We start from the raw sequence: 23,552 nt of genomic DNA on the forward strand, positions 1-23,552 counted from the left end.
CTCTAGAACTGCTCAGATCGCCAGGGCGGCCTGGGCGCAGATCTGGGTCCGCTGCGCGTGACCGCCGCCGAACAGCACCACATGCGCCAGTAAAGCGAATAGCTGGTGCAACCCGATCCGCTGTCGCCACCCCGGCCGCAGCGGATGCGCGCGCTGGTAACCGTCGATGATCGCGTCGTAGTGCGGGCAGCCGAACAGCGCAAGCATGGCCAGGTCGTTCTCCCGGTGGCCGCCGTGCGCGGCCGGATCGATGAGCACCACACCGTCGGGCGTCCACATCACGTTGCCCGCCCACAGATCACCGTGTAGTCGCGCGGGCCCATCGCCGTCGTCGAAGTCGCCGGCCCGGCAGCGCGCCGCGACACGTTCCACTGCCTCCCGCGTCGTTTCGCTGAGCCGGGGCGCGGCCCGCAACGCCATCGGCGCCAGCCGCTGGTCGGCATAGAACTGTCCCCACAGCGGCTGCGGCTCCAGCGACATCGGCAACGGCTGCGTCAACGGCCCGAAGAACCCGGGCCCGTCCCATCCGTCGGGGCCGGCACCGAAGCCGACTGCTCCCGCGTCATGCGTCGCGGCCAACCGCGACCCGAACTCGCGGGCCGCATCCGGGGTGGGCGGGACAGACTCGAGTCGTTGCAGCGTCAGACTCGTCGCGTCCACCGCGCGCACCGGCACGCAAGGCACACCACCGTCGGCGGTCGAAAGCCATTGCAGCCCAGCGGCTTCGCACTCGAAGAACCCGGCCGGCGCGCCGGCGTGGCGTTTGACGAAGTCGGTCAAGCGGTCGCGTGCGCGGCGTGGACGTCGTCGGCCGGTCGCGCCTCGGTCTGCTCCTTGGCCCACCGGTAGTCGGGCTTGCCCGCAGGCGAGCGCTTGACCTCGTCGACCAGCCAAAGGCTGCGCGGCACTTTGTATCCCGCGATCTCGGCGCGGACGAACGAATCCAGGTCGGACAGCGCAGGGCGGGCTCCTGGCCGCGCCTGCACGACGGCCGCCACGTGCTGACCGTAGCGGGGGTCGGGGACCCCGACCACCAGTGCGTCGAAGACGTCGGGATGCCCTTTCAGCGCGGCCTCGACCTCCTCGGGGTAGATCTTTTCGCCACCGCTGTTGATCGACACCGAGCCGCGGCCGAGCATCGTGACGCTGCCGTCCTCCTCGACCGTCGCCCAGTCGCCGGGGATGGCGTAGCGGACGCCGTTGATGGTCTTGAACGTCTCGGCGGTCTTCTTCTCGTCCTTGTAGTAACCGACCGGAATGTTGCCCTTCTTGGCGATGAAGCCGCGGACACCCGAGCCGGGCTTGACCTCGTTACCGTCGTCGTCCAGGACGACGGTGCGGTGGTCGATCGTCACCCGTGGACCACCGCTGTGCGGCGCATCCTTTGCGACGATGCTGGTGCCACCGAAACCGGTCTCCGAGGAGCCGATCGAGTCGGTGATGACCCGGTTGGGCAGCAGCTCGAGGAACTTCTCCTTGATGCTCGGCGAGAACAGCGCCGCGGTGGAAGCGAGCAGGAACAGCGACGACAGGTCGTACTCGTTTCCTTTGTCCTGATGGGCCAGCAGTGCGTCCAGCAGCGGGCGCGCCATCGCGTCGCCGGTGAAGAACAGCAGGTTCACCTTGTGGTCGTGGATCGTGCGCCAGACTTCGTCGGCGTTGAATTCCGGTGCGAGAACGGTGGTTTGGCCGGAGAAGATCGACATCCAGGTGGCCGACTGGGTGGCGCCGTGGATCATCGGCGGGATCGGGTGGCGCACCATCGGCGTGTTGGCCGCGGCGGCCTTGGCCAGGTCGTATTCGTCTTCGATGAATTCGCCTGTGGCGAAGTCGGTTCCACCGAACAGCACCCGGTAGATGTCCTCGTGGCGCCACATCACACCCTTCGGGAATCCGGTGGTGCCGCCGGTGTAGAGCAGATAGATGTCGTCGGCGCTGCGCGGGCCGAAGTCGCGCTCGGCGGAGCTGTCGGCGATCGCGGCGTAGAACTCGACACCGCCGTAGCTCTGATATGTGCTTTCGGGGACGCTCGACCCGTCGTCGATCACCAGGACGGTCTTCACGTTGGGAGTCTCCGGCAGCACGTTGGCGACGCGCTCGGAGTACTGGCGCTCGTGCACCAGCGCGACCATGTCGGAGTTGTCGAACAGGTAGCGCAGTTCGCCCTCGACGTACCGATAGTTGATGTTGACCAGGATCGCACCCGCCTTGATGATCCCGACCATCGCGACGACGATCTCGATCCGGTTGCGGCAGTACAGGCCGACCTTGTCGTCCTTCTTCACCCCCTGCTCCTGCAGGTAGTGCGCGAGGCGGTTGGCCTTCTCCTCGAGCTGGGCGTAGGTCAGCTGCTCGTCGCCGCAGATCAGGGCGACACGGTCAGGGACGGCATCGATGGCGTGCTCCGCCAGGTCGGCAATATTCAGGGCCACGGGACCTAAATTAGAACGTGTTACATTTCCTGACAAGTTTCCGGCTGACGGACAGGAAGGCGATCACCCGTGAGCGAGTCGAGAAGTCCGGCCGAAGGCAGTGCTCATGCCCTCATTGAGCAGCGCGGACACACTCTGATCCTGACCTTGAACCGACCCGAGGCTCGCAACGCACTTTCCACCGAGATGCTCTCGATCATGGTCGAGGCCTGGGACCGCGTCGACACCGATCCCGACATCCGCTGCTGCATCCTGACCGGGGCCGGCGGCTACTTCTGCGCGGGCATGGATCTCAAGGCCGCGACCGCGAAGCCGCCCGGTGACTCGTTCAAAGACGGCAGCTACGACCCGTCGCGCATCGACGCTCTGCTCAAGGGCCGGCGGCTGACGAAACCGCTGATCGCCGCGGTCGAGGGTCCGGCGATCGCCGGCGGCACCGAGATCCTGCAGGGCACCGACATCCGCATCGCCGGCGAGAGCGCCAAGTTCGGCATCTCCGAAGCCAAGTGGAGCCTCTACCCGATGGGCGGCTCCGCGGTCCGCCTGGTGCGGCAGATCCCGTACACGATCGCGGCCGATCTGCTGCTGACCGGACGGCACATCACCGCCGCCGAGGCGCTGTCCTACGGGCTGATCGGCTACGTCGTCCCCGACGGCAGCGCGCTGGACAAGGCGCTCGAAATCGCCGACGTGATCGCCAACAACGGGCCGCTGGCCGTCCAGGCGATCCTGCGCTCGATCCGGGATACCGAAGGCCTGCACGAGAACGACGCATTCAAGATCGACACCAAGCTGGGCATCGGCGTGTTTCTGTCCGAGGACGCCAAGGAGGGCCCGTTGGCTTTCAAGGAGAAGCGGGCCCCGCAGTTCAAAAACCGCTGAGCCCCTTGGCGCATCCTTTGCGCCGAGCGCCCGTCTAGCCGGGCGTTCGGTGCCGAGCGCGCGGCCAGCCGGGCGCTCGGCACGCTCGGCGCAAAGCGTCAGCCGATGGGTGCGCTCGGTGTGAACACCATCGGCATCGACTCCAGGCCGCTGACGAAGTTGGCTGGGCGCAACGGCAATTGGCCGCTGTCGTCGGCCAGGCGCAGGTCCGGTAGCCGCTGCAGCACCCGCTCGGTCATCAGCCGTAATTCCAGCCGGGCCAACTGGTTACCCAGACAGAAGTGAGTACCGAAGCCGAAAGCCACGTGGCCGTTGGGGTCTCGGCGAATGTCGAATTGATCAGGGCTGTCGAACTGCGACTCGTCGAAGTTCGCCGACTCGAACAACAGCATGATCTTCTCGCCCTGCTTCAGCTCGGTGCCGTGGAACTCGGTGTCGGCGGTCAACATTCGGCACATGTTCTTCACCGGTGAGGTCCAGCGCAGCATCTCCTCGATCGCACCGGGCAGCAACGCGTCGGAGTCGGCACGCAGCGCGTCCCACTGATCGCGATGACGCACCAGCTGCTCGGTGCCGCCGGAGAGGGTGTGCCGAGTCGTCTCGTCGCCGCCGATCAGGATCAGCAGGGTCTCCATCACGATCTCTTCATCGCTCATCCGCTGGCCTTCGACTTCGGCGTTGACCAGGATGGAGAACAGGTCGTCGGTTGGCTCGGCGCGGCGCTTGGCGATGATGCCCATGGTGAATTCGGTATATCCCGCAAAGGCATTCATCACCGTCTGGAACTCAGGCCCCGTCGGGTCGAGGTGCGAACTCAGCCCGGACACGAGGTCGTCCGACCACTTCAACAGCATGCCCCGCTCCTCGGGCAGCACACCGAGCATGTCGCCGATCACCGCCATCGGCAGCGGGGCGGCGATGTCGCGGACGAAGTCACATTCGCCGCGCTCGCAGACGGCGTCGATCAATGCGTCGCACAGCCGGCCGAGCGAGGGGATCTTCTCGGTGACGCGTTTGCGGGTGAACCCGGCGTTGACCAGCTTGCGCCGCAACAGATGCGACGGATCGTCCATATCGATCATGTACGGCATACCGGGTTGATCCGGCCGGATACCACCGGTGTTGGAGAACAGTTCGGGGTTGCGTTCGGCATCGATGATGGCCTGATACGTCGTCGCGCCGGCCAAGCCGTTGCGGTCGCGAAACACCGGCTGGTGTGCGCGCATCCAGCGATAGGCCTCGCGCGAAGCCGCGCGGTCGGCGTAGAAGTTGCCGTCTGCGAGATCGATGTTCGCGATCGTGGTCGGAATGGTTGCGGTCATGTACCTAAGCCTCCAGTTATGTACTTGGCCCAATTACTAGCGGATTACAGTGGCCGGCATGCCGAATTCACAGCACACCATCGCCGGAACCGTGCTCACCATGCCGGTGCGGATCCGTAAGGCGGACGTTCGCACCGCGATGTTCTCGGTCGACGCCGCCGCAGCGCAGCGGCTTGTCGACTACAGCGGCCTGCAGGTCTGCCGGCACCGCCCGGACCGCGCAGTTCTCACCCTGATGCTGGCCCGCTACATCGACGGGGATCTTGGGCAGTACCACGAGTTCGGTACCGCGGTCATGGTCAATCCGCCGGGCTCGAATGCCCAAGGCCTTAAGGCGCTCGGTGACGCGGCGGCGTTCATCCACCACCTGCCGGTCGACCAGGCTTTCACTCTGGAGGCCGGTCGCACCATTTGGGGCTTCCCAAAAATTATGGCGGACTTCACCGTTCGCGAAGGCAGTCACTTCGGCTTCGATGTCAGCGCCGAGGGTCAGCACATCGCCGGCATCGACTTCGGCCGCGGCCTGCCGGTGCCCGGGGTGTTCACGTCGCGGGCCCGGATGCTCAAGACCTACACGTTCGCCGAGGGCACCACCCGCGAAGTTCCGTGGGAGATGAAGATCCGCGAGGTGCGCGGCCGTCTCGGCGGGGCGACCGTGCGTCTCGGCGATCACCCGTACGCCAAGGAGCTGGCGTCGTTGGGTCTGCCGAAGCGCGCGATGGCGTCGGGTGCGGTTGGCCACGTCGAGATGACCTTCGGCGACGCACACGCCATCAGCTGACCGGTCACGAACCGCCACCCGGCTAATCTAGAACGTGTTCTAACTGACCGCAACAACCGGGTCAGATCAGGCCGGCCAGCTCCTGGACCTGCTCGGTACTGCGTCCTGAGACCACCATCATGGTGACGCCGGACGCCTCCCAGGCCTTGATCTGCTTACGCACGTAGTCGACGTCGCCGACGATCGCGGCGTCGTCGATGACCTCGTCCGGGATGATCTCGGCCGCCTTGTCCTTCTGGTTACTGCGGAACAGCTTGGTCACGTCGTCGACCACCTCGGCGTAACCCATCCGGCGGTAGACGTCGGCGTGGAAGTTGGTGTCCTCGGCGCCCATCCCGCCCATGTAGAGCGCGATGTATGGCTTCATCGCGGCGAACGCCGCGGGACGGTCCTCGGTGATGACGATGTTCGCCGTCGCGCAGATCTCGAAGTCCTCGCGACTGCGGCGCGCACCCGGCCGGGCGAACCCTTCGTCGAGCCATTCGTTGTAGGTGTCGGCCATCCGCGGCGTGTAGAAGATCGGCAGCCAGCCGTCGCAGACCTCGGCCGCCAACGCCACGTTCTTCGGCCCCTCGGCGCCCAGCATGATCGGAATGTCCGGGCGCAGCGGGTGAGTGATCGGCTTGAGCGGCTTGCCCAGACCGGTTGCGCGCTCGCTCTTCAGCGGCAACGGGTAGTGCGGGCCGTCGCTGGTGACCGGCTTCTCCCGAGCCCACACCTGGCGGATGATGTCGACGTATTCGCGGGTGCGGGCCAGCGGCTTGGGGAAGGCTTGGCCGTACCACCCCTCCACCACCTGCGGTCCCGACACCCCGAGGCCCAGGATGTGCCGGCCGCCGGACAGATGGTCGAGGGTCAGCGCGGCCATCGCGCAGGCGGTCGGGGTGCGCGCGGACAGCTGCACGACCGACGTGCCGAGCCGCAGACGATGGGTCGAAGAACCCCACCAGGCCAGTGGCGTGTAGGCGTCCGAGCCCCACGCTTCGGCGGTGAACACCGCGTCGAATCCGGCGTCCTCGGCGGCCGCCACGAGTTCGGCGTAATTGTCGGGGGGCTGAGCGCCCCAATATCCCAGCTGGAGTCCGAGCTTCATGCGCGCTACCTTCCTGCAGGTCTCGACCCTATCTTGAATCCATTCTTAGAACCTGTTCTACTCGACACTGTGACCACCAGCCAAAGCAGCCCGGTGCAGATCGATACCCATCAGAAGGTTCTCTCGGCGCCTCTGAAGCTGTCGTTCGACTACACCCGTTCAGTCGGCCCCGTCCTGAGTCAGTTCTTCACCGCCCTTCGCGAACGACGCATTGTCGGCGTCCGCGGCTCCGACGGCCGGGTCTACGTCCCGCCGGCTGAGTTCGACCCGGTGACCTACGAACCGCTGACCGAGATCGTCCCGGTGGAGAGCGTCGGGACCGTGGTGTCGTGGACGTGGCAGGCCCAACCCCTCGAGGGACAACCGCTCGACCACCCGTTCGCCTGGGCGCTGATCAAGCTCGACGGTGCCGATGTCCCGCTGCTGCACGCGGTCGATGCCGGGTCCGCCGACGCGATCAGCAGCGGCGCCCGCGTGCACGCGCACTGGGTCGACGATCCCGCCGGTGCGATCACCGACATCGCCCACTTCGTCCTCGGTGACGAGGCCGAGCAGGTTCCCGGCGACAAAGACGACCGCGAGCCCGTGACGGTTCAGGTGACCCCCGCCAGCATCGAAATCCAGCACACCGCTTCACTTCCCGAGACGGCGTTCCTGCGCGGGCTGGAAGAGGGCAAGCTGCTCGGCGCCCGCACCGGCGACAGCGGAAAGGTGTACTTCCCACCCAAGGAAGCCGATCCGGCGACCGGTCTGGTGCTCGACAATTTCATCGAGTTGCCGGACAAGGGCACGGTCACCACATTCGCGATCATCAACATCCCGTTCGCCGGGCAGCGGATCAAACCGCCGTACGTCGCGGCCTACGTGTTGCTCGACGGCGCGGATATCGCCTTCCTGCACCTGATTCAAGAGATCGACGCGACCGAGGTGCGGATGGGCATGCGCGTCGAGGCGGTCTGGAAGCCCCGCGAGGAGTGGGGCCTGGGCATCGACAACATCGAGTACTTCAAGCCGACCGGCGAGCCCGACGCCGATTACGACACCTACAAACACCACCTGTAAAGGCCCAGACACGTGACTTTTCGCGATGTAGCCGTCGTCGGATTCGCCCATGCGCCGCATGTGCGCCGGACCGACGGCACCACCAACGGCGTCGAAATGCTGATGCCGTGTTTCCACTCGCTCTACGAAGCGCTCGGCCTGCAGCAGACCGACATTGGCTTCTGGTGCTCCGGTTCCTCGGATTACCTTGCGGGCCGGGCATTCTCGTTCATCTCGGCGATCGACTCGATCGGTGCGGTGCCGCCGATCAACGAATCGCATGTCGAGATGGACGCGGCGTGGGCCCTCTACGAGGCCTACATCAAGCTGCTGACCGGCGAAGTCGACACCGCGCTGGTGTACGGCTTCGGCAAGTCCTCGGCGGGCACGCTGCGCCGGGTGCTCTCACTGCAGACCGACCCGTACACCGTTGCGCCGCTGTGGCCGGACGCTGTCTCGATGGCCGGACTGCAGGCCCGGTTCGGCCTGGATTCCGGTAAATGGACCGCCGAGCAGATGGCCCAGGTGGCGCTCGACTCGTTCGCGGCCTCCGAGCGCACCGACTCCGAAAAGCCGGCCAAGAGCATCGACGAGCTACTGGCCCGGCCGTACTTCGCGGATCCGCTTCGGCGCCATGACATCGCGCCGATCACCGACGGCGCCGCGGCCATCGTGTTGGCGGCCGGCGACCGGGCCCGCGAGCTGCGGGAGAACCCGGCGTGGATCACCGGCATCGAACACCGCATCGAAACCCCGGTGCTCGGCGCCCGCGACCTGACCGCGTCGCCGTCGACCGAGGCGTCAGCCAAGGCCGCGACGGGCGGTGACGCCGGCTCGATCGAAATCGCCGAGCTCTACGCGCCGTTCACCCATCAGCAGCTGATCCTGACCGAGGCCATCGGCCTGCCGTCGTCGACGAAGGTCAACCCCTCCGGCGGCGCCTTGGCGGCCAACCCGATGTTCTCCGCCGGGTTGGAGCGCATCGGCTTTGCGGCACAACACATATTCAACGGTTCGGCGGGCCGGGTGCTCGCGCACGCGACCGGCGGTCCGGTGTTGCAACAAAATCTCGTCGCCGTGCTGGAAGGGAAATAACAATGGCGTGTCACGACGATGCAGAGCGTAGCGATGAGAAGGAGTGGCACTAATGGCGGGCCAGCTCGCTGCGGTGCTCGGCACCGGGCAGACGAAGTACGTCGCCAAGCGCCAGGACGTCTCGATGAACGGACTCGTTCGCGAGGCCATCGACAAGGCATTGGCCGACTCCGGGTCGACGATGGACGACATCGACGCGGTGGTGGTCGGCAAGGCGCCCGACTTCTTCGAGGGCGTGATGATGCCGGAGTTGTTCATGGCCGATGCCGTGGGCGCTACCAACAAGCCGCTGATCCGGGTGCACACCGCCGGTTCGGTGGGCGGGTCGACCGGTGTGGTGGCGGCCAGCCTGGTCCAGTCGGGCAAGTACCGGCGGGTGCTGGCAATGGCGTGGGAGAAACAGTCCGAGTCGAATGCCATGTGGGCGTTGAGCATTCCGGTGCCTTTCACCAAGCCGGTGGGTGCCGGCGCCGGTGGTTACTTCGCGCCACACGTTCGGTCCTACATCCGCCGGTCGGGCGCGCCGACCCACATCGGGGCCATGGTCGCGGTCAAGGACCGGCTGAACGGGGCCAAGAACCCGTTGGCGCACCTGCACCAACCCGACATCACCCTGGACAAGGTGATGTCGTCGCAGATGCTCTGGGATCCAATTCGATTCGATGAGACCTGCCCGTCGTCCGACGGCGCCTGCGCGGTCGTGATCGGCAACGAGGATGTCGCCGACAAGCGCGTCGCCGATGGCCATCCGGTGGCCTGGATCCACGCCACCGCATTACGCACCGAACCGCTGGCGTATTCCGGCCGCGACCAGGTCAACCCGCAGGCCGGCCGGGATGCCGCCAAGGCGTTGTGGAAAGCGGCCGGCATCACCAGCCCGATCGACGAGATCGACGCCGCAGAGATCTACGTGCCGTTCTCCTGGTTCGAGCCGATGTGGTTGGAGAACTTGGGGTTTGCCGCCGAAGGCGAGGGTTGGAAACTCACCGAGGCCGGTGAGACGGCGATCGGCGGCAGAATTCCGCTGAACGCTTCCGGCGGGGTGCTTTCGTCGAACCCGATCGGCGCTTCCGGCCTGATCCGGTTCGCCGAAGCGGCGATCCAGGTGATGGGCAAGGCCGGTGACCATCAGGTTCCCAACGCGCGCAAGGCACTTGGCCACGCCTACGGCGGTGGCTCGCAGTACTACTCGATGTGGGTTGTGGGAGCTGACAAGAAGTGAAATACACCTGCAGTATCGCGTTCGGCCAGATCGACCAACTGACCGAGTTGGCCAAGACCGCGGAAGAAGTCGGATTCGACTCGATCGCACTGCCGGACTCGATCTTCTATTTCGAGAAGCAATCGGTCGACTATCCCTACACCGCCGATGGTAAGCGGATGTTCGACGAGGAGTCGCCCTGGGTCGACCCGCTGATCCTGGCAGGCGCGATGGGCGCGGTCACCTCGAAGCTGCGGTTCTATACGAACGTGATGAAGCTGGGTTCGCGCAACCCGTTGCTACTGGCCCGCCAGGTGGGCTCGGTGGCCAACCTGACCAACAACCGCTTCGGATTCGGTGTCGGGATCGGTTGGGCCCCGGAGGAATTCGAGTGGTGTGGCGTTCCGTTCGCCAAGCGCGGCAAGCGTGTCGACGAGATGATCGAGGTCATCAAGCTGGTACTCGCCGGTGGGATGGTCGAATTCCACGGCGACTTCTACGATTTCGACCGCCTGCAGATGAGCCCGGCGCCCACTGAACCGGTGCCGTTCTATGTAGGCGGCCACACCGATGTGGCGCTGCGCCGAGCTGCCCGGGTCGGTGACGGTTGGACCAGTGCGATGATGACGCACGCGGAGCTCGAGGAAACCATCGGTAAACTCGACGCGCTGCGCGCCGAAAACGGACGAGCGGAACTGCCTTTCGAGATCCAGGCGGTGTGCATCGACAAGTTCGGTGTGGACGGCCACCGCGAGCTCGCCGAGATTGGCGTCACCGACTACATCACCATCCCGTGGATTCTGGACGGCCTCGGGACCGATGCGCCGCTGGACAAGAAGCAAGATTCGCTGAAGCGCTTCGCCGACACCTACATTCACTCGGGCTGGCAGAAATGAACGACACCCCGGCACACCTGGCCGGAAAACGCTCCCGCGATGCCGTTGCAGCCCGCGACAAGGATGCCTGGGTGTCGAACTTCGCCGACGACGGCATTGTCGAAGACCCGGTCGGCCCTTCGCATTTCGACCCAGAGGGCAAAGGCCACCGCGGGCGGGACGCCATCTCGGCGTTCTGGGACAAGGCGATCGCGCCGACTGACAAGATCGAGTTCGTCTTCGACAAGACCTACCAATGCGGCAATGAGGAGGCCAACGTCGGCCACATCCTGATCACCGCGGCGGGACATCAGGTCACCGCCGAAGGTGTCTTCACCTACAAGGTCGACGACCAGGGCAAGATGCTGGCGCTGCGCGCGTTCTGGGAAGTCGACCAGGCCACCGCAAGCGCCCGCAAGATCTAAATCGGTTCCAGCCCCTTCAGATAACGCTGGGCCAGATCCTGATAGGCCTGCGGGTTCACCTTGACCCACATCTCGGCACCGGTCCCCGCGATCGGGCCCTTGATGGTCGCGGGAGATCCCACCACCAACACCTCGGCTGGGATCTTCGTACCGCCGGTCACCAGTGAGCCGGCTGCCACCAGACTGCGCGCACCGATCACCGCCCCGTCGAGCACGGTGGCGTGGTTGGCGATCAGCGCCTCGGCGCCGATGTGGGCGCCGTGGATGACGCACATGTGCGCCACCGTCGCACCCGGGCCTATGTCGACCGGGATGCCCGGCGGTGAATGGAGCACCGAACCGTCTTGGACATTCGCTCCCTCACGAACGATCACCGGGCCGTAATCGGCGCGCAGCACGGCGTTGAACCAGACCGACGCCCCGGCCTCGACGGTCACGTCGCCGATCAGCGTGGCCGTGGGCGCGACGAAAGCGGTCGGATCGACTCGGGGCGATCGGCCCTCGAAGGAGTACAGCGGCATCGTTCAGATATACCGCAGGCCGGGTAACCGGCAGTGATATCCCCGTCATTGCGCGATACGGGGCAAAAACTGTAACGTGTTCTAGTTAGAAGCCCGATAAATCTGGAGGCCTGATGGCTACCGAGACCGCCGCTGTCCGCGAGATCGACGCCGGCACCCTGCCTGACCGCTATGCCCGCGGCTGGCACTGCCTTGGCCCGGTCAAGGACTATCTCGACGGCGAACCGCACGGCATCGAGGCGTTCGGCACGCATCTGGTGGTGTTCGCCGATTCACACGGCGACCTGCATGTCTTGGACGGTTACTGCCGGCACATGGGCGGCAACCTGGCGCAGGGCACCATCAAGGGCGACGAGGTGGCCTGCCCGTTCCACGATTGGCGCTGGGGCGGAGACGGCAAATGCAAGCTGGTGCCCTACGCCAAGCGCACTCCCCGACTGGCCCGCACGCGATCCTGGACCACGGATGTCCGCAGCGGCCTGCTGTATGTCTGGCACGACCACGAGGGCAATCCACCACCGCCCGAATTGCGGATTCCCGAGCTTCCCGAGTTCGCCAGCGACGAGTGGACCGACTGGCGGTGGCATTCGATGCTGATCGAGGGCTCCAACTGCCGCGAGATCATCGACAACGTCACCGACATGGCGCACTTCTTCTACATCCACTTCGGTTTGCCGACGTACTTCAAGAACGTCTTCGAAGGCCACATCGCTTCGCAGTACCTGCACAACGTGGGCCGGCCCGACGTCAACGACCTCGGCACCTCCTACGGCGAAGCGCATCTGGACTCGGAGGCGTCGTATTTCGGCCCGTCGTTCATGATCAACTGGCTGCACAACAAGTACGGCGACTACAAGGCCGAGTCGATCCTGATCAACTGCCACTACCCGGTGACCCAGAACTCGTTCGTGCTGCAGTGGGGCGTCATGGTCGAAAAGCCCAAGGGCATGGACGAAAAGATGACGAACAAGCTCGCCAAGGTCTTCACCGAGGGCGTCAGCAAAGGCTTCCTGCAAGACGTCGAGATCTGGAAGCACAAGACCCGGATCGACAACCCGTTGCTGGTCGAGGAAGACGGCGCTGTCTATCAGATGCGGCGGTGGTATCAGCAGTTCTACGTCGACATCGCCGACGTCACGGCTGACATGACCGACCGCTTCGAGATCGAGGTGGACACCACCGTTGCCAACGAGAAATGGCACGTGGAGGTCGACGAGAACCTGGCGAAGCAGGCTGACGAAGAGAAGACCGAGTCCGAAGGTCAGCCGACGCAGGTCTGATGAACCAGCCCGAAGAGTCGCCCGACGTCGACCGGCTGGCCCGGTCGATGCTGATGCTCCGCGGCGACCACGACCACGACGACCAGCCGGCACCCAGCCAGAGCGGTGGATCTTGGTCCAAGGCACCGAATTTCGCCGACGACCCGGAACGGGCCGCCGCAGTGCAGGCGGCCACACAGGCCGACAAGACCCGCTACCTGACGTCGGGGCTGCAACCGGTGGACTGCCGGTTCTGCCACGCCACGGTGAACGTCAAGCGACTCGGGCCCGGACACACTGCGGTGCAATGGAATGGCGATGCTTCGCAACGCTGCGCCTACTTCGCCGAGGTGCGTGCATCGGGCGAACCCAGCGCGCGCAGCCGGTCCTGCCCCAAACTCGGCGACAGCATCGAGCACGCCGTAGCCGAAGGTTGTCTCGAGGCGGTGTCGACCGCCACCCCACCGGGCGACGGGTAGACGTCTCCGCGCCGAAAGTGCATACAGCGACACCTGTTCGGCGTGTCGCGTAGCAGGATTCACAGTCGTGCCGTGTCGGCGGCCGGCTCAGGAGCCGGGCGGCGGCTGACCCGACAAACGTCACAGCCCCGCGAAGCGCTCCTTGACTCCCTCGGCGGTCAACCCGTAGTCGGCCAACGAGTACTTGTGCTTGGGAGCCCTTGCACCGGTTTGACTTTCGGCATGGCTGTCCTCCATCGCCTGCCTCGCCTCGTCGGTGAGCGGGATGTCGAATTTCCGGTAGATGTCGGCCACGGTGCCGATCGGGTCGGCGATGAGTTCTCGATACTCGACGTCGTAGAACTGGTCGGGATTGTATTTGGCCCGCGCGGTGTTGAACTGCTCCAGTCCGCGTGACCAGGTTTCCATTGCGTCCGAACCGATTTGCTCACCGGTGAACCCTGTCGACCAGCCGTCGGCGGTGTGCTGGGCGAGCGAGCACATCGACGCCATGATCGTCTCGACGGGTCGATGTGTCTGGATGACCAGCGCGTCGGGATAGGTCTGCATCAATGCGTCGAGCGCGAAAAGGTGGCTGGGGTTCTTCAGCACCCACCGCTTGTCGGCGTCGTTGAGTCCGATCAGCTGGAGGTTCTTGCGGTGCCGCCGGTAGGCCGGCGTCCAGTCCTGTTGCGCCAACCACTTCGAGTAGGTCGGCAGGTGCGCCAACGTCTCGTAGGACACCGAATGCAGCGACTGACGCAGCAGCTGCCAGCATTCCTCGAGCTCGTAGGCGGCCATGAAGTGCAGGCCGGTGTATCCCGGGTTGTCCTGGTGATGCTGGGTGAACTGGTCGTCGAGTTGGCGGTACAACGGGTGAGATTCCCACGTGTCGCGCGGGGGACGCGGCTGCGGAAATTCCGCCAGCCACATGTGCAACCCCTGGTGTGCCGGGTCGGCGCCGAGCAGCCGGTGCAGTGCGGTGGTTCCGGTGCGCACCAGGCCGGTGACGAAGATGGGCCGTTTGATCTCGATGTCGGCATGCTGCGGGTACTGCTTCCACGCGGACTCCGACAACAACCTGGCGACCAGTGCGCCACGCAGGAAAAATCGATTCATCTTGCTGCCCAACACCGTTAGGCCGGCCTCCTGCCGGTAGGAGTCCAGCAGCACGCCGAGCGCCTCGCGGTAGTTGTCGTTGTCGACCCCGAAGTCGTCGAGCCCGGTCAGCTTGGTGGCCGAGGCATGCAGCTCATCGACGGTCGCAATGTCGGTGCGTTCAACCACTAGCCCGTCTCCTCGTCATCGCTTCGCTCTGCATCGTCGGCGGAGGCCTAGTTGTGGTATTCGCCGCAGTTGACATCGAGCGTCTGCCCGCTGATACCGCTGGACAAGTCGCTGGCCATGAATATGATCGCCGACGCCACCTCGTCTTCGGTCGGCAGACGTTTGAGGTCGGAATTGGCCGCGGTCGCCTGGTAGATCTGGTCGGCCGTGGTGCCGTATTTGCCGGCCTGATGCTCGAAGTAGCCCTGCAGCGTCTCGCCCCAAATATAGCCGGGTGCAACCGAATTCACCCGGATACCCTTCTCGCCCAACTCGGTGGCCAACGACTGCGACATGGACAGCAGCGCGGACTTGGCCATCTTGTAGGCGCCGTATTTCGCCTGCGAGTGCCGCAGCACCATGGAGTTGACGTTGACGATCGAGCCGCCACCCTCCTCCAACGCCGGCGTGAAGGCCTGGATGAGCCGCAACGCGCCCAGCGCGCTCAGCTCGATGGCGTCTCGGATGTGCTGAAAGCTGGTGCCGGCCAACGGTTTCATCGACGGCACCCGGAACGCGTTGTTGATCAGCACGTCCACCTTGCCGAAATTCGAGGTGGTGGATTCCACCAGGGCCGCGACGTCGTCGTCCTCGGTGATGTCGGCACGCACGGCCAGCGCCTTGTGCCCGGCGTCGCCGAGCTGGGTGGCCAGTTCTTCCAGGCGTTCGACCGTACGAGCCGCCAGCACCAGCTCGGCGCCGTCATTCGCACACCGATGCGCCAGCGTGGTGCCGAGCCCCGGGCCGACACCGCTGATCACGATGACTTTTTTCTCCAGCAGTCCCGTCATGGTCACCCCAGCATCCTGGCCGCAATTTGCTGTTGGCGCAACGCGATTCGTGTACGCCAGTCTTGCTCTGAGATCTTGTTGTGCTCGAAATACGGCAGCGCGTCCGAGAGCTTGTCGATGTCGACCAGCTGGACGGTGGGGCCGTCGGCCTCGGTCAGTTGACGCGACACCCGCTGCCAGCGGAACTGCAAGAACCCGCGGCGGTGCCCCAGCGTCTCGACCCAGTTCGTGACACCTGGGTTCTGGTCGGCGACGACGATCCGGATCTTCCCGTCTGGATCCGCCTGCACCTGAGCGTTGTTCAGTGACGTCTGATGGTTGATGTAATCCAGCGAGATGTACCACAGGCTGCCCAGCTGGAATCCGAGATAGGGCGCATCGGTCACCGGCAACGTGATGACCAGCGCCTCGTCCGGCCGTAGGTCGAAGTGCCCGACCGAGGAGTACTGCGTCGCCAGACCGCCGGGCGTCAGACGCGGTGCGACCATCGTGTTGACCGGGAGGTCCAAGTAGAACCACTGCGGGAACTGCAGCCAGGTCTTGATCCGATTGACCAGCTGCTTTCCCGCTGCGCTGTAACGCTTTTCAATCGTTGCCCGGCTCAGGGGCGGCGGCGCCGTGCCGGCGGTGTCGGAACGCGAGATCGACAGCGTGCCCCGCCGCGCAGCCCAGTCACCGTAGACCTCGCGGATCACCAATTGACCGGGGCTGGTGGGCCTGACCTGCCATTGAAAGCTGCCGTCTGCGGCGATCTCGAGTTCGCGGTCGTCGAATGCGGCCTGACTGGCGGGCACGTTGTCGTCGGTGTACTCGCCGCCGAGCAACTGGAAACTCAGATCCGTGGTGGTGCCACGGACTCCGGTGACCAGGTAGTCGTGGTCCGGCTGCACCCGGCAACCGAAGTAAAGGGTGTCCGGATTGTCCAGGCCCATCTTCGTGTACGGACCGGTGCCGGAGAGCAGCACCGGATGGTCGCGGTCGTAGTCGAACACCATGTGCGTGCACGCGGCCACACAACCGGCCAGGTACTGCAGACCCTCCAGCAGGTCGGCCTCGGTCTCGATATGCGGCGCGGCGGCGACCAGCTTCTCGGACTCGGTGATGGCGTCGATCAGCGGCTGAGAGAAGAGGGGATCCGGCACGCTCTGACGCTAGAACGTGTTCTAGTTTTCGTCAACAAGCGAACATTCCCACGTGTCGTCCACCGCACGGGAGAAACGACACCCGCTCGCCGGCGGGCTAGTCCGTGCAGCGCTGTGACAGGTCGATCAGGTGCTGTCGCACATCCGGGTGCCGGTTCAAGTAGCTGATGACGTCGGGGCCATCACCCTCAGCCTGCGACCTGGCCTGCAGTTGCTGGTGGAGGTCGGGATGCCGTAGCAAGTACGAGTTGATGGAGTCACCCACCGTCTGATTGCAGGCGGCGTTTGCCACCGGCAGCGCGATGATCGTCGCGACCGTTGCCGCAACCAGTCCACCGGCCACTCGACCGGCCCAGATGAATGTCGTGCTCATGGGCGTGACGCTACCCGCGACAGCTATGGACAGGCTGTGCAAATGGCCAGACTATTGCGAGGCGCCGGCCGCTTCTTGCTCCCGCTTGATCTCCAGCGCAATGTCGATCAGCTGATCCTCCTGGCCGCCGATCAGCTTGCGCTGGCCGGCCCGGTGCAACAGCTGGTGGGCCGGAACGCCGTAGCGTTCGGACTGCCGGACGGCGTGCTTGAGGAAGCTCGAGTAGACCCCTGAGTAGCCCATGATCAACGCGTTGCGGTCGAGCAGACATTCGGCGGGCATGGCGGGTGCGACCACCTCTTCGGCCGCGTCGGCGATGTCGAAGAAGTCGATGCCGGTCTTGACGCCGATCTTGTCGAACACCCCGATCAGCGCCTCGACCGGAGCGTTGCCCGCGCCCGCGCCGAACCGCCGGCACGAGCCGTCGATCTGCTTGGCGCCGGCCCGAACGGCTTCCACCGAGTTGGCCACGCCCAGCCCGAGGTTCTCGTGGCCGTGGAACCCGACCTGGGCGTCGTCGCCGAGTTCGGCAACCAACGCGGCAACCCGGTCCGCGACGCCGTCAAGCACCAGCGCCCCAGCGGAGTCCACCACGTAGACGCATTGGCAGCCGGCGTCGGCCATGATGCGAGCCTGCGCCGCCAGCTTCTCCGGCGCGATGGTGTGCGACATCATCAGGAAGCCAACGGTTTCCAGTCCCAGCTCGCGCGCCAGGCCGAAGTGCTGGATCGAGACGTCGGCCTCGGTGCAGTGGGTGGCGATCCGGCAGATCGAGCCACCGTTGTTCTGCGCCTCTTTGATGTCTTCCTTGGTGCCGACGCCGGGCAGCATCAAGAACGCGATCTTCGCTTCCTTGGCGGTCTCGGCGGCAAGCTTGATCAGCTCCTGCTCGGGCGTCTTGGAGAAGCCGTAGTTGAAGCTGGAGCCACCGAGCCCGTCACCGTGGGTCACCTCGATCACCGGCACGCCGGCGTTGTCGAGTGCGGCCACGATCGCGCCGACCTCGTCGGCGGTGAACTGGTGACGCTTGTGATGTGAGCCGTCCCGCAGCGAGGTGTCCGTCATCCGGACGTCCCAGATCGGGTTGAAGAAGATGTCTTGAGTACTCATGCCTGTGCTCCCTGGGCTGTCGCCGACAGCGATTCCTTGGCGATCTCTTCACCGACCTTGGTGGCCGCGGCGGTCATGATGTCGAGGTTGCCGGCGTACGGCGGTAGGTAATCGCCGGCGCCTTCGACCTCGACGAAGGTCGTCACCAGTGCCTGGCCGCCGAAGTGCACCGACGGGTCGTCGAACTGCGGGTCGTTGAGCAACCGGTAGCCCGGCACGTAAGTCTGCACCTCGGCGACGACGTCACGGATCGACTGGGCGATCGCGTCCCGGTCGGCGTCTTCAGGAATGGCGCAGAAGATGGTGTCGCGCATGATCATTGGCGGATCGGCCGGGTTCAGGATGATGATCGCCTTGCCGCGCTTCGCCCCACCGATGGTCTGCACGCCTTTGCTGGTCGTCTTGGTGAACTCGTCGATGTTGGCCCGGGTGCCAGGGCCGGCGGAACTCGACGACACCGATGCGACGATCTCGGCGTAGGGCACTTCGACGACGCGGGACACCGCATAGACGATCGGGATCGTCGCCTGGCCGCCGCAGGTGATCATGTTGACGTTCGGGGCGTCCAGGTGCTCCCGCAGGTTGGCCGGCGGAATCACCGCGGGGCCGACGGCGGCCGGCGTCAGGTCGATGGCCCGGATTCCGGCGGCCTCGTATTTCGGCGCGGCGTCACGGTGCACGTAGGCGCTGGTCGCCTCGAAGACGATGTCGGGCTTCTCGGACTGCGCCAGCAGCCAGTCGACGCCCTCGTGGCTGGTCTCGAGTCCCAGCTTGCGGGCGCGGGCCAAGCCCTCGCTCTCCGGGTCGATTCCGATCATCCAGCGCGGCTCCAGCCACTCCGAGCGGAGCAGCTTGTAGAGCAGATCGGTGCTGATGTTGCCCGAACCGACGATGGCCGCACTGAGTTTCGACGGCATGGAAGCTCCTTCTCTCCTGGTCGCGACCCGCTGCACCCGGCTACGCCGCGCTTGCGATCGCTCCTTCTCCTCTTGTCGCGACCCGCTGCACCCGGCTACGCCGCGCTTGCGATCGCTCCTTACTCGAACGACAGCCGGACGGACCCGAGCCCGTCGAAATCGGCGACGAAATTGCTGCCCGGGGGTGCATCGATGGCTCGAGTGCATGAACCGGGCAACACGATATCGCCTGCTCGAAGCCGCACACCGAAGGTTTCCACCTTGCGGGACAACCAGGCCACCGCGGTCACCGGATTGCCCAGTACCGCATCACTGCGACCCTCGGCCACGACCTCGCCGTTGTTGGTCAGTACCGCGTTGATGGACTTGATGTCGATGTCGGACGGCGCCACCCGGGCCTCGCCCAGCACGAAGCCCGCCGACGATGCGTTGTCGGCGATGGTGTCGCACAGCGCGATCTTCCAGTCGGTGATCCGGGTGTCGATCAGCTCGATCGACGGTACGAGCGCCTCGGTCGCCCTCAGTACGTCTTCCTCGGTGCAGTTCGCACCCGGCAGGTCGTGGGCCAGGATGAAACCGACCTCGACTTCCACCCGCGGGTATAAATACCTCTCGGACTTGACCGGGACGTCCTCGAAGACCTGCATCTCGTCGAGCAGGTGACCGTAGTCGGGCTCGTCGACACCCATCATCTGCTGCATCGCCAGTGACGACAGGCCGACCTTGTGGCCGACCACCCGGGCGCCTTCGGCGACTCGCTGCCGGATGTTGATCAGCTGGATTTCGTAGGCGTCGACCACGTCGATCTCGGGGTGCCCGCCGGTCAGCGGAGTGATGGGCTGGCGGGTCCGTTCGGCCTCGGCGAGGTCGGCGGCCAGCGCGTCACGGGTGGCTGACGGAAGCATTGAGCCGAAGTCCCCTCACTCGATTGACCGGGGCGGTAGCGCCCGGCCCCGGCAATTCTATAACGTGTTCTACATGACGGATCAGGAGTTCGACGTCGTCGTGGTCGGGAGCGGCGGCGCCGGCATGGTTGCCGCGCTGGCGGCCGCCCACCGGGGCCTCAACACTATAATCGTAGAGAAGGCCGCGCACTTCGGCGGCTCGACCGCCCGTTCCGGCGGCGGCGTGTGGATTCCCAACAACCAGGTGCTCAAGCGAGACGGCGTCAAGGACACCGCCGAAGCGGCCCGCACGTATCTGCACGGGATCGTCGGCGACGTCGTCGAGGCGCAGCGCATCGACACCTACCTCGAGCGCGGGCCCGAAATGCTGTCCTTCGTGCTGAAGAACTCGCCGCTGAAGATGTGCTGGGTCCCGCAGTACGCCGACTACTATCCCGAAGCGCCCGGTGGTCGCGCCGGGGGTCGTTCGATCGAGCCAAAACCGTTCAACGCCAAGAAACTCGGCCCCGACATGGCCGGCCTGGAACCGGCGTACGGCAAGGTGCCACTCAATGTCGTTGTGATGCAACAGGATTACGTTCGGCTCAATCAGCTCAAGCGCCACCCTCGTGGAGTGCTGCGCAGCCTGAAGGTCGGCGCTCGCACCATGTGGGCGAAGGCGACCGGCAAGAACCTGGTCGGCATGGGACGCGCGCTCATCGCGCCGCTTCGCGTCGGGCTCCGCAAGGCCGGGGTTCCGGTCCGGCTCAACACCGCGCTGACCGACCTCTACGTCGAGGACGGCGCCGTCCGCGGTGTCTACGTGCGCGACACCGGACAACCGGAAGCGAGCGAACCGCAACTGATTCGGGCTCGGAAGGCCGTGATCCTCGGTAGCGGCGGGTTCGAACACAACGAGCAGATGCGGGTCAAGTACCAGCGGGCACCGATCACCACGGAGTGGACCGTCGGCGCGAAGGCCAACACCGGTGACGGCATTCTGGCCGCCGAAAAGCTGGGCGCCGCACTGGAAATCATGGAGGATGCCTGGTGGGGTCCGACCGTTCCACTGGTCGGAGCGCCGTGGTTCGCGCTGTCGGAGCGCAACTCTCCCGGGTCGATCATCGTCAACATGTCCGGGCAGCGATTCATGAACGAATCCATGCCCTACGTCGAGGCGTGCCACCACATGTACGGCGGCGAGTTCGGCCAGGGCCCCGGCCCGGGTGAGAACATCCCAGCGTGGCTGGTATTCGACCAGCAATACCGCGACCGCTACATCTTCGCGGGACTGCAACCAGGACAACGCATTCCACGAAAGTGGATGGAGTCCGGGGTGATCGTCCAGGCAGATACTCTGCAGGAGTTGGCCGCCAAGGCGGGCTTACCCGCAGACGAGTTCACAGCGACGGTGGAGCGCTTCAACGGGTTCGCCCGCTCGGGCGTCGACGCCGACTACCACCGCGGCGAGAGCGCCTACGACCGTTACTACGGCGACCCGACCAACAAGCCCAACCCCAACCTCGGCGAGATCAGCCACGGGCCGTACTACGCCGCCAAGTTGGTCCCCGGCGACCTGGGCACCAAGGGTGGAATCCGCACGGATGTCCACGGACGGGCGCTGCGGGACGACGGCAGCATCATCGAGGGCCTGTACGCGGCGGGCAACGTCAGCGCTCCGGTGATGGGCCACACCTATCCCGGACCGGGCGGCACCATCGGACCCGCCATGACGTTCGGTTACCTGGCTGCGCTGCACATCGCCGGGCAGGGCTGACATGCCTATTGACGTGGACGTGGCCCTGGCCGCTGAGCTGGAGCCAGTCGAATTCACTTGGAGCAGCAGCGATATCCAGCTCTACCACCTGGGGCTGGGCGCTGGAGCCGATCCGATGGATGCTGCCGAGCTGCGCTACCTGGTGGACGACACACCGCAGGTGCTACCGACATTCGGCAATGTCGCGGCCAGCTTCCACATGACCACGCCGCCGACCGTGCAATACCCCGGCATCGACATCGAGCTGGGCAAGGTGCTGCATGCCAGCGAGTCGGTCACCGCACCCGCGCCGCTGCCCCCGTCCGGCTCCGCGACGGCCGTCACCCGGTTCACCGACATCTGGGACAAGGGCAAGGCCGCGGTGATCTGGTCCGAGACCCGCGTGACCGCCCCGGACGGGACGCTGCTGTGGACGCAGCTCCGCTCGATCTTCGCCCGCGGCGAAGGTGGATTCGGCGGCGACCGCGGCTCGTCGACCTCCGCGGCAGCACCTGAACGGTCGCCCGACCTCGAGCTCGAGATCCCGATCCTGCCGCAGCAGGCTCTGCTCTACCGCTTGTGCGGGGACCGCAATCCACTGCATTCCGATCCCGAATTCGCCTCTGCCGCAGGGTTTCCCCGGCCGATTCTGCACGGACTCTGCACCTACGGCATGACCTGCAAGGCGCTGACCGACGCGTTTCTCGGCGGCGACGCCGGTGCCGTCGGCTCCTACGGCGCGCGGTTCGCCGGCGTCGCTTTCCCCGGTGAGACGCTGAGGGCGTCGGTGTGGAAGGAAGACGGGCGTCTGCTCGCGACCGTTACCGCGCCATCGCGGGAGAACGCCGTGGTGCTCAGCGGGGTAGAGCTTTCGCCACGCTAGCCTGCGCTGCTGCGTCGCTTGACTGGCCGAGCGCCCGGCTAGCCGGGACCGAATGGTCAGGCGCCCGTCTGACGGGGCGCTCGGCGCGCCAACGCCGCGCGAACACGTCTCACGACTTCTGCGGGCCGGTCTCCTGCCACGACTCGGATGACGATCCACCCACGACGCTCAAGCATTTCCAGTCGTCGAACGTCCCAGGTGTATTGGCTGCGGTCGACGCGGTGTTGTTCGCCGTCGTACTCCACGGCTACCTTCACGTCCTCCCAGCCCATGTCGAGAAACGCGACAGCATCACCGAACTCGTCGAGTACAGGGATCTGCGTCTGCGGTCGCGGCAAACCGGCTTGTATCAGAACAACCCGTAGCCATGACTCCTTCGGCGACTGCGCGCCCGGGTCAAAGAGTTCGATCGCCAGGCGGGCTCGCGCGATCCCTCGGCGTCCGGGGTATCTACGAGCCAACAGCTCTACATCAGCAGCCTTTATTTCCGTCGCTGCGGCTAGTGCATCGATCCCCGCCACGGCGGTCATCTTCGGGTACCAGCAGCCGAGGTCGAGCGCTGTCCGTGTCGGTGATGTGACTACGACATCGCCGACCATCTCGACTTCGTCCGCCTCGACAAGGTCCCTGTGCAGTTGTATCCCCACCGCGCGATGGTGATTGTCGTGGATTAACTCCACCGGTCTTCTGTCGTCGACCCATTTACTACCGTGCAGCGCGGCTGCCGAGAACCCCGCCACGACTCCCAAGCGGCGAGTCCACAACCACCCAGCCTCGGCGCGCTCCACGGCGGTGATCTCAGCGTTTCGATCGATGTAAATGTCTCGAAGCACTCGGGTGTATCGCGTCTCCAATTGGCTCTTGGTCAGCACTCCACGTGCAACGGCTTCGCTCCCGACAAACGGCTGGCCCATCGCCGCAGATTCGCACGCAAGATCGTCGCCGTCACTTCAGCTGTCGAACGCCCGGCCAGTCGAGCGTCGAA

The 23,552-nt window shown here is 65.4% G+C and carries 24 protein-coding genes; 11 read left to right on the top strand and 13 right to left on the bottom strand.

The genetic code is table 11. The features are described from left to right. Window positions 1–12 precede the first annotated feature (12 nt). Window positions 13–780, bottom strand: a complete 768-nt coding sequence (locus CYU59_RS06455) for a fructosamine kinase family protein (RefSeq protein WP_292980549.1) — start codon at window positions 778–780, stop codon at window positions 13–15. Then, window positions 777–2,432 carry an acyl-CoA synthetase gene (locus tag CYU59_RS06460; protein WP_292980552.1) on the bottom strand — a complete coding sequence of 552 codons (1,656 nt, stop codon included), beginning with the start codon at window positions 2,430–2,432 and terminating at the stop codon, window positions 777–779. The genes CYU59_RS06455 and CYU59_RS06460 overlap by 4 nt, the downstream gene beginning before the upstream one ends. Window positions 2,433–2,501: 69 nt before the next feature. Here CYU59_RS06460 and CYU59_RS06465 point away from each other — a divergent pair, with 69 nt between their 5' ends. Further along, window positions 2,502–3,314 carry a crotonase/enoyl-CoA hydratase family protein gene (locus CYU59_RS06465; protein ID WP_292980555.1) on the top strand — a complete coding sequence of 271 codons (813 nt, stop codon included), beginning with the start codon at window positions 2,502–2,504 and terminating at the stop codon, window positions 3,312–3,314. A gap of 98 nt (window positions 3,315–3,412) precedes the next feature. Here the strand turns inward: CYU59_RS06465 and CYU59_RS06470 are convergent, their stop codons facing one another. Then, the gene (locus CYU59_RS06470; RefSeq protein WP_292980558.1) at window positions 3,413–4,636 is read right to left on the bottom strand and encodes a cytochrome P450; all 1,224 of its coding nucleotides are present in this window, start codon (window positions 4,634–4,636) and stop codon (window positions 3,413–3,415) included. Between the two features lie 58 nt (window positions 4,637–4,694). Between CYU59_RS06470 and CYU59_RS06475 the strand changes: the two genes are divergently transcribed. After that, window positions 4,695–5,417 carry an acetoacetate decarboxylase family protein gene (locus tag CYU59_RS06475; RefSeq protein WP_292980561.1) on the top strand — a complete coding sequence of 241 codons (723 nt, stop codon included), beginning with the start codon at window positions 4,695–4,697 and terminating at the stop codon, window positions 5,415–5,417. 61 nt (window positions 5,418–5,478) lie between these two features. Here CYU59_RS06475 and CYU59_RS06480 read toward each other — a convergent pair whose 3' ends face one another. Beyond that, a complete protein-coding gene (locus tag CYU59_RS06480) occupies window positions 5,479–6,510 on the bottom strand; it encodes an LLM class F420-dependent oxidoreductase (RefSeq protein WP_292980564.1) in 1,032 nt (343 codons plus the stop codon). Between the two features lie 69 nt (window positions 6,511–6,579). Here CYU59_RS06480 and CYU59_RS06485 point away from each other — a divergent pair, with 69 nt between their 5' ends. Genes CYU59_RS06485 through CYU59_RS06505 form a run of 5 tightly spaced genes read left to right on the top strand, consistent with a single transcriptional unit; the run spans window position 6,580 to window position 11,147 of the window. Beyond that, the gene (locus tag CYU59_RS06485; RefSeq protein ID WP_292980567.1) at window positions 6,580–7,572 is read left to right on the top strand and encodes an OB-fold nucleic acid binding domain-containing protein; all 993 of its coding nucleotides are present in this window, start codon (window positions 6,580–6,582) and stop codon (window positions 7,570–7,572) included. Window positions 7,573–7,584: 12 nt separating this feature from the next. Continuing rightward, window positions 7,585–8,646 (top strand): thiolase domain-containing protein, encoded by a 1,062-nt coding sequence (locus CYU59_RS06490; RefSeq protein WP_292980570.1) that lies wholly within the window; start codon window positions 7,585–7,587, stop codon window positions 8,644–8,646. Between the two features lie 52 nt (window positions 8,647–8,698). Continuing rightward, complete coding sequence (locus CYU59_RS06495) at window positions 8,699–9,868, top strand: thiolase domain-containing protein (protein ID WP_292980573.1); 1,170 nt, start codon at window positions 8,699–8,701, stop codon at window positions 9,866–9,868. Continuing rightward, window positions 9,865–10,743, top strand: a complete 879-nt coding sequence (locus tag CYU59_RS06500; RefSeq protein ID WP_292980576.1) for a TIGR03619 family F420-dependent LLM class oxidoreductase — start codon at window positions 9,865–9,867, stop codon at window positions 10,741–10,743. Before CYU59_RS06495 ends, CYU59_RS06500 begins: the two co-directional genes overlap by 4 nt. Beyond that, window positions 10,740–11,147, top strand: a complete 408-nt coding sequence (locus CYU59_RS06505; protein ID WP_292980579.1) for a nuclear transport factor 2 family protein — start codon at window positions 10,740–10,742, stop codon at window positions 11,145–11,147. Before CYU59_RS06500 ends, CYU59_RS06505 begins: the two co-directional genes overlap by 4 nt. Here CYU59_RS06505 and CYU59_RS06510 read toward each other — a convergent pair. Further along, window positions 11,144–11,668, bottom strand: a complete 525-nt coding sequence (locus CYU59_RS06510; protein WP_292980581.1) for a gamma carbonic anhydrase family protein — start codon at window positions 11,666–11,668, stop codon at window positions 11,144–11,146. The two genes, CYU59_RS06505 and CYU59_RS06510, sit on opposite strands and share 4 nt — an antisense overlap. Before the next feature lie 113 nt (window positions 11,669–11,781). Between CYU59_RS06510 and CYU59_RS06515 the strand changes: the two genes are divergently transcribed. Together CYU59_RS06515 and CYU59_RS06520 are read left to right on the top strand one after the other, a co-directional pair. Further along, complete coding sequence (locus CYU59_RS06515) at window positions 11,782–12,948, top strand: Rieske 2Fe-2S domain-containing protein (RefSeq protein WP_292980584.1); 1,167 nt, start codon at window positions 11,782–11,784, stop codon at window positions 12,946–12,948. Then, window positions 12,948–13,406 (top strand): hypothetical protein, encoded by a 459-nt coding sequence (locus tag CYU59_RS06520; protein ID WP_292980586.1) that lies wholly within the window; start codon window positions 12,948–12,950, stop codon window positions 13,404–13,406. The genes CYU59_RS06515 and CYU59_RS06520 overlap by 1 nt, the downstream gene beginning before the upstream one ends. 120 nt (window positions 13,407–13,526) lie before the next feature. On the opposite strand, the gene CYU59_RS06525 is transcribed toward CYU59_RS06520, so the two are convergent. The 7 genes from CYU59_RS06525 to CYU59_RS06555 all read right to left on the bottom strand — a co-directional run bounded on the left by CYU59_RS06525 (window position 13,527) and on the right by CYU59_RS06555 (window position 19,949). Next, the gene (locus CYU59_RS06525; RefSeq protein WP_292980588.1) at window positions 13,527–14,672 is read right to left on the bottom strand and encodes a sulfotransferase; all 1,146 of its coding nucleotides are present in this window, start codon (window positions 14,670–14,672) and stop codon (window positions 13,527–13,529) included. Window positions 14,673–14,719: 47 nt separating this feature from the next. Next, window positions 14,720–15,502 carry an SDR family oxidoreductase gene (locus tag CYU59_RS06530; protein ID WP_292980826.1) on the bottom strand — a complete coding sequence of 261 codons (783 nt, stop codon included), beginning with the start codon at window positions 15,500–15,502 and terminating at the stop codon, window positions 14,720–14,722. 2 nt (window positions 15,503–15,504) lie between these two features. Then, a complete protein-coding gene (locus CYU59_RS06535) occupies window positions 15,505–16,644 on the bottom strand; it encodes a hypothetical protein (protein WP_292980591.1) in 1,140 nt (379 codons plus the stop codon). A 97-nt stretch (window positions 16,645–16,741) separates the two neighbouring features. Beyond that, the gene (locus tag CYU59_RS06540; protein WP_292980594.1) at window positions 16,742–17,017 is read right to left on the bottom strand and encodes a hypothetical protein; all 276 of its coding nucleotides are present in this window, start codon (window positions 17,015–17,017) and stop codon (window positions 16,742–16,744) included. Between the two features lie 51 nt (window positions 17,018–17,068). Next, entirely contained in the window at window positions 17,069–18,127 is a 1,059-nt protein-coding gene (gene dmpG / locus CYU59_RS06545; RefSeq protein WP_292980597.1) for a 4-hydroxy-2-oxovalerate aldolase, read from the bottom strand. Continuing rightward, the gene (locus tag CYU59_RS06550; protein ID WP_292980600.1) at window positions 18,124–19,044 is read right to left on the bottom strand and encodes an acetaldehyde dehydrogenase (acetylating); all 921 of its coding nucleotides are present in this window, start codon (window positions 19,042–19,044) and stop codon (window positions 18,124–18,126) included. Before CYU59_RS06550 ends, dmpG begins: the two co-directional genes overlap by 4 nt. A 119-nt stretch (window positions 19,045–19,163) precedes the next feature. Next, window positions 19,164–19,949, bottom strand: a complete 786-nt coding sequence (locus CYU59_RS06555) for a 2-keto-4-pentenoate hydratase (RefSeq protein WP_292980602.1) — start codon at window positions 19,947–19,949, stop codon at window positions 19,164–19,166. A 73-nt stretch (window positions 19,950–20,022) separates the two neighbouring features. On the opposite strand from CYU59_RS06555, the gene kstD reads away from it, so the two are divergent. Beyond that, window positions 20,023–21,705, top strand: a complete 1,683-nt coding sequence (gene kstD, locus CYU59_RS06560) for a 3-oxosteroid 1-dehydrogenase (protein ID WP_292980605.1) — start codon at window positions 20,023–20,025, stop codon at window positions 21,703–21,705. Window position 21,706: 1 nt separating this feature from the next. Continuing rightward, window positions 21,707–22,567: a MaoC family dehydratase gene (locus tag CYU59_RS06565; protein WP_292980608.1), complete on the top strand. Its 861-nt coding sequence runs from the start codon at window positions 21,707–21,709 to the stop codon at window positions 22,565–22,567. A gap of 56 nt (window positions 22,568–22,623) precedes the next feature. On the opposite strand, the gene CYU59_RS06570 is transcribed toward CYU59_RS06565, so the two are convergent. Then, window positions 22,624–23,481, bottom strand: coding sequence for a DUF559 domain-containing protein (locus CYU59_RS06570; RefSeq protein ID WP_292980611.1), 858 nt, complete (start codon window positions 23,479–23,481; stop codon window positions 22,624–22,626). Window positions 23,482–23,552 lie beyond the last annotated feature (71 nt).

It is taken from the genome of Mycobacterium sp., from assembly GCF_002863225.1.
Lineage (GTDB): Bacteria > Actinomycetota > Actinomycetes > Mycobacteriales > Mycobacteriaceae > Mycobacterium.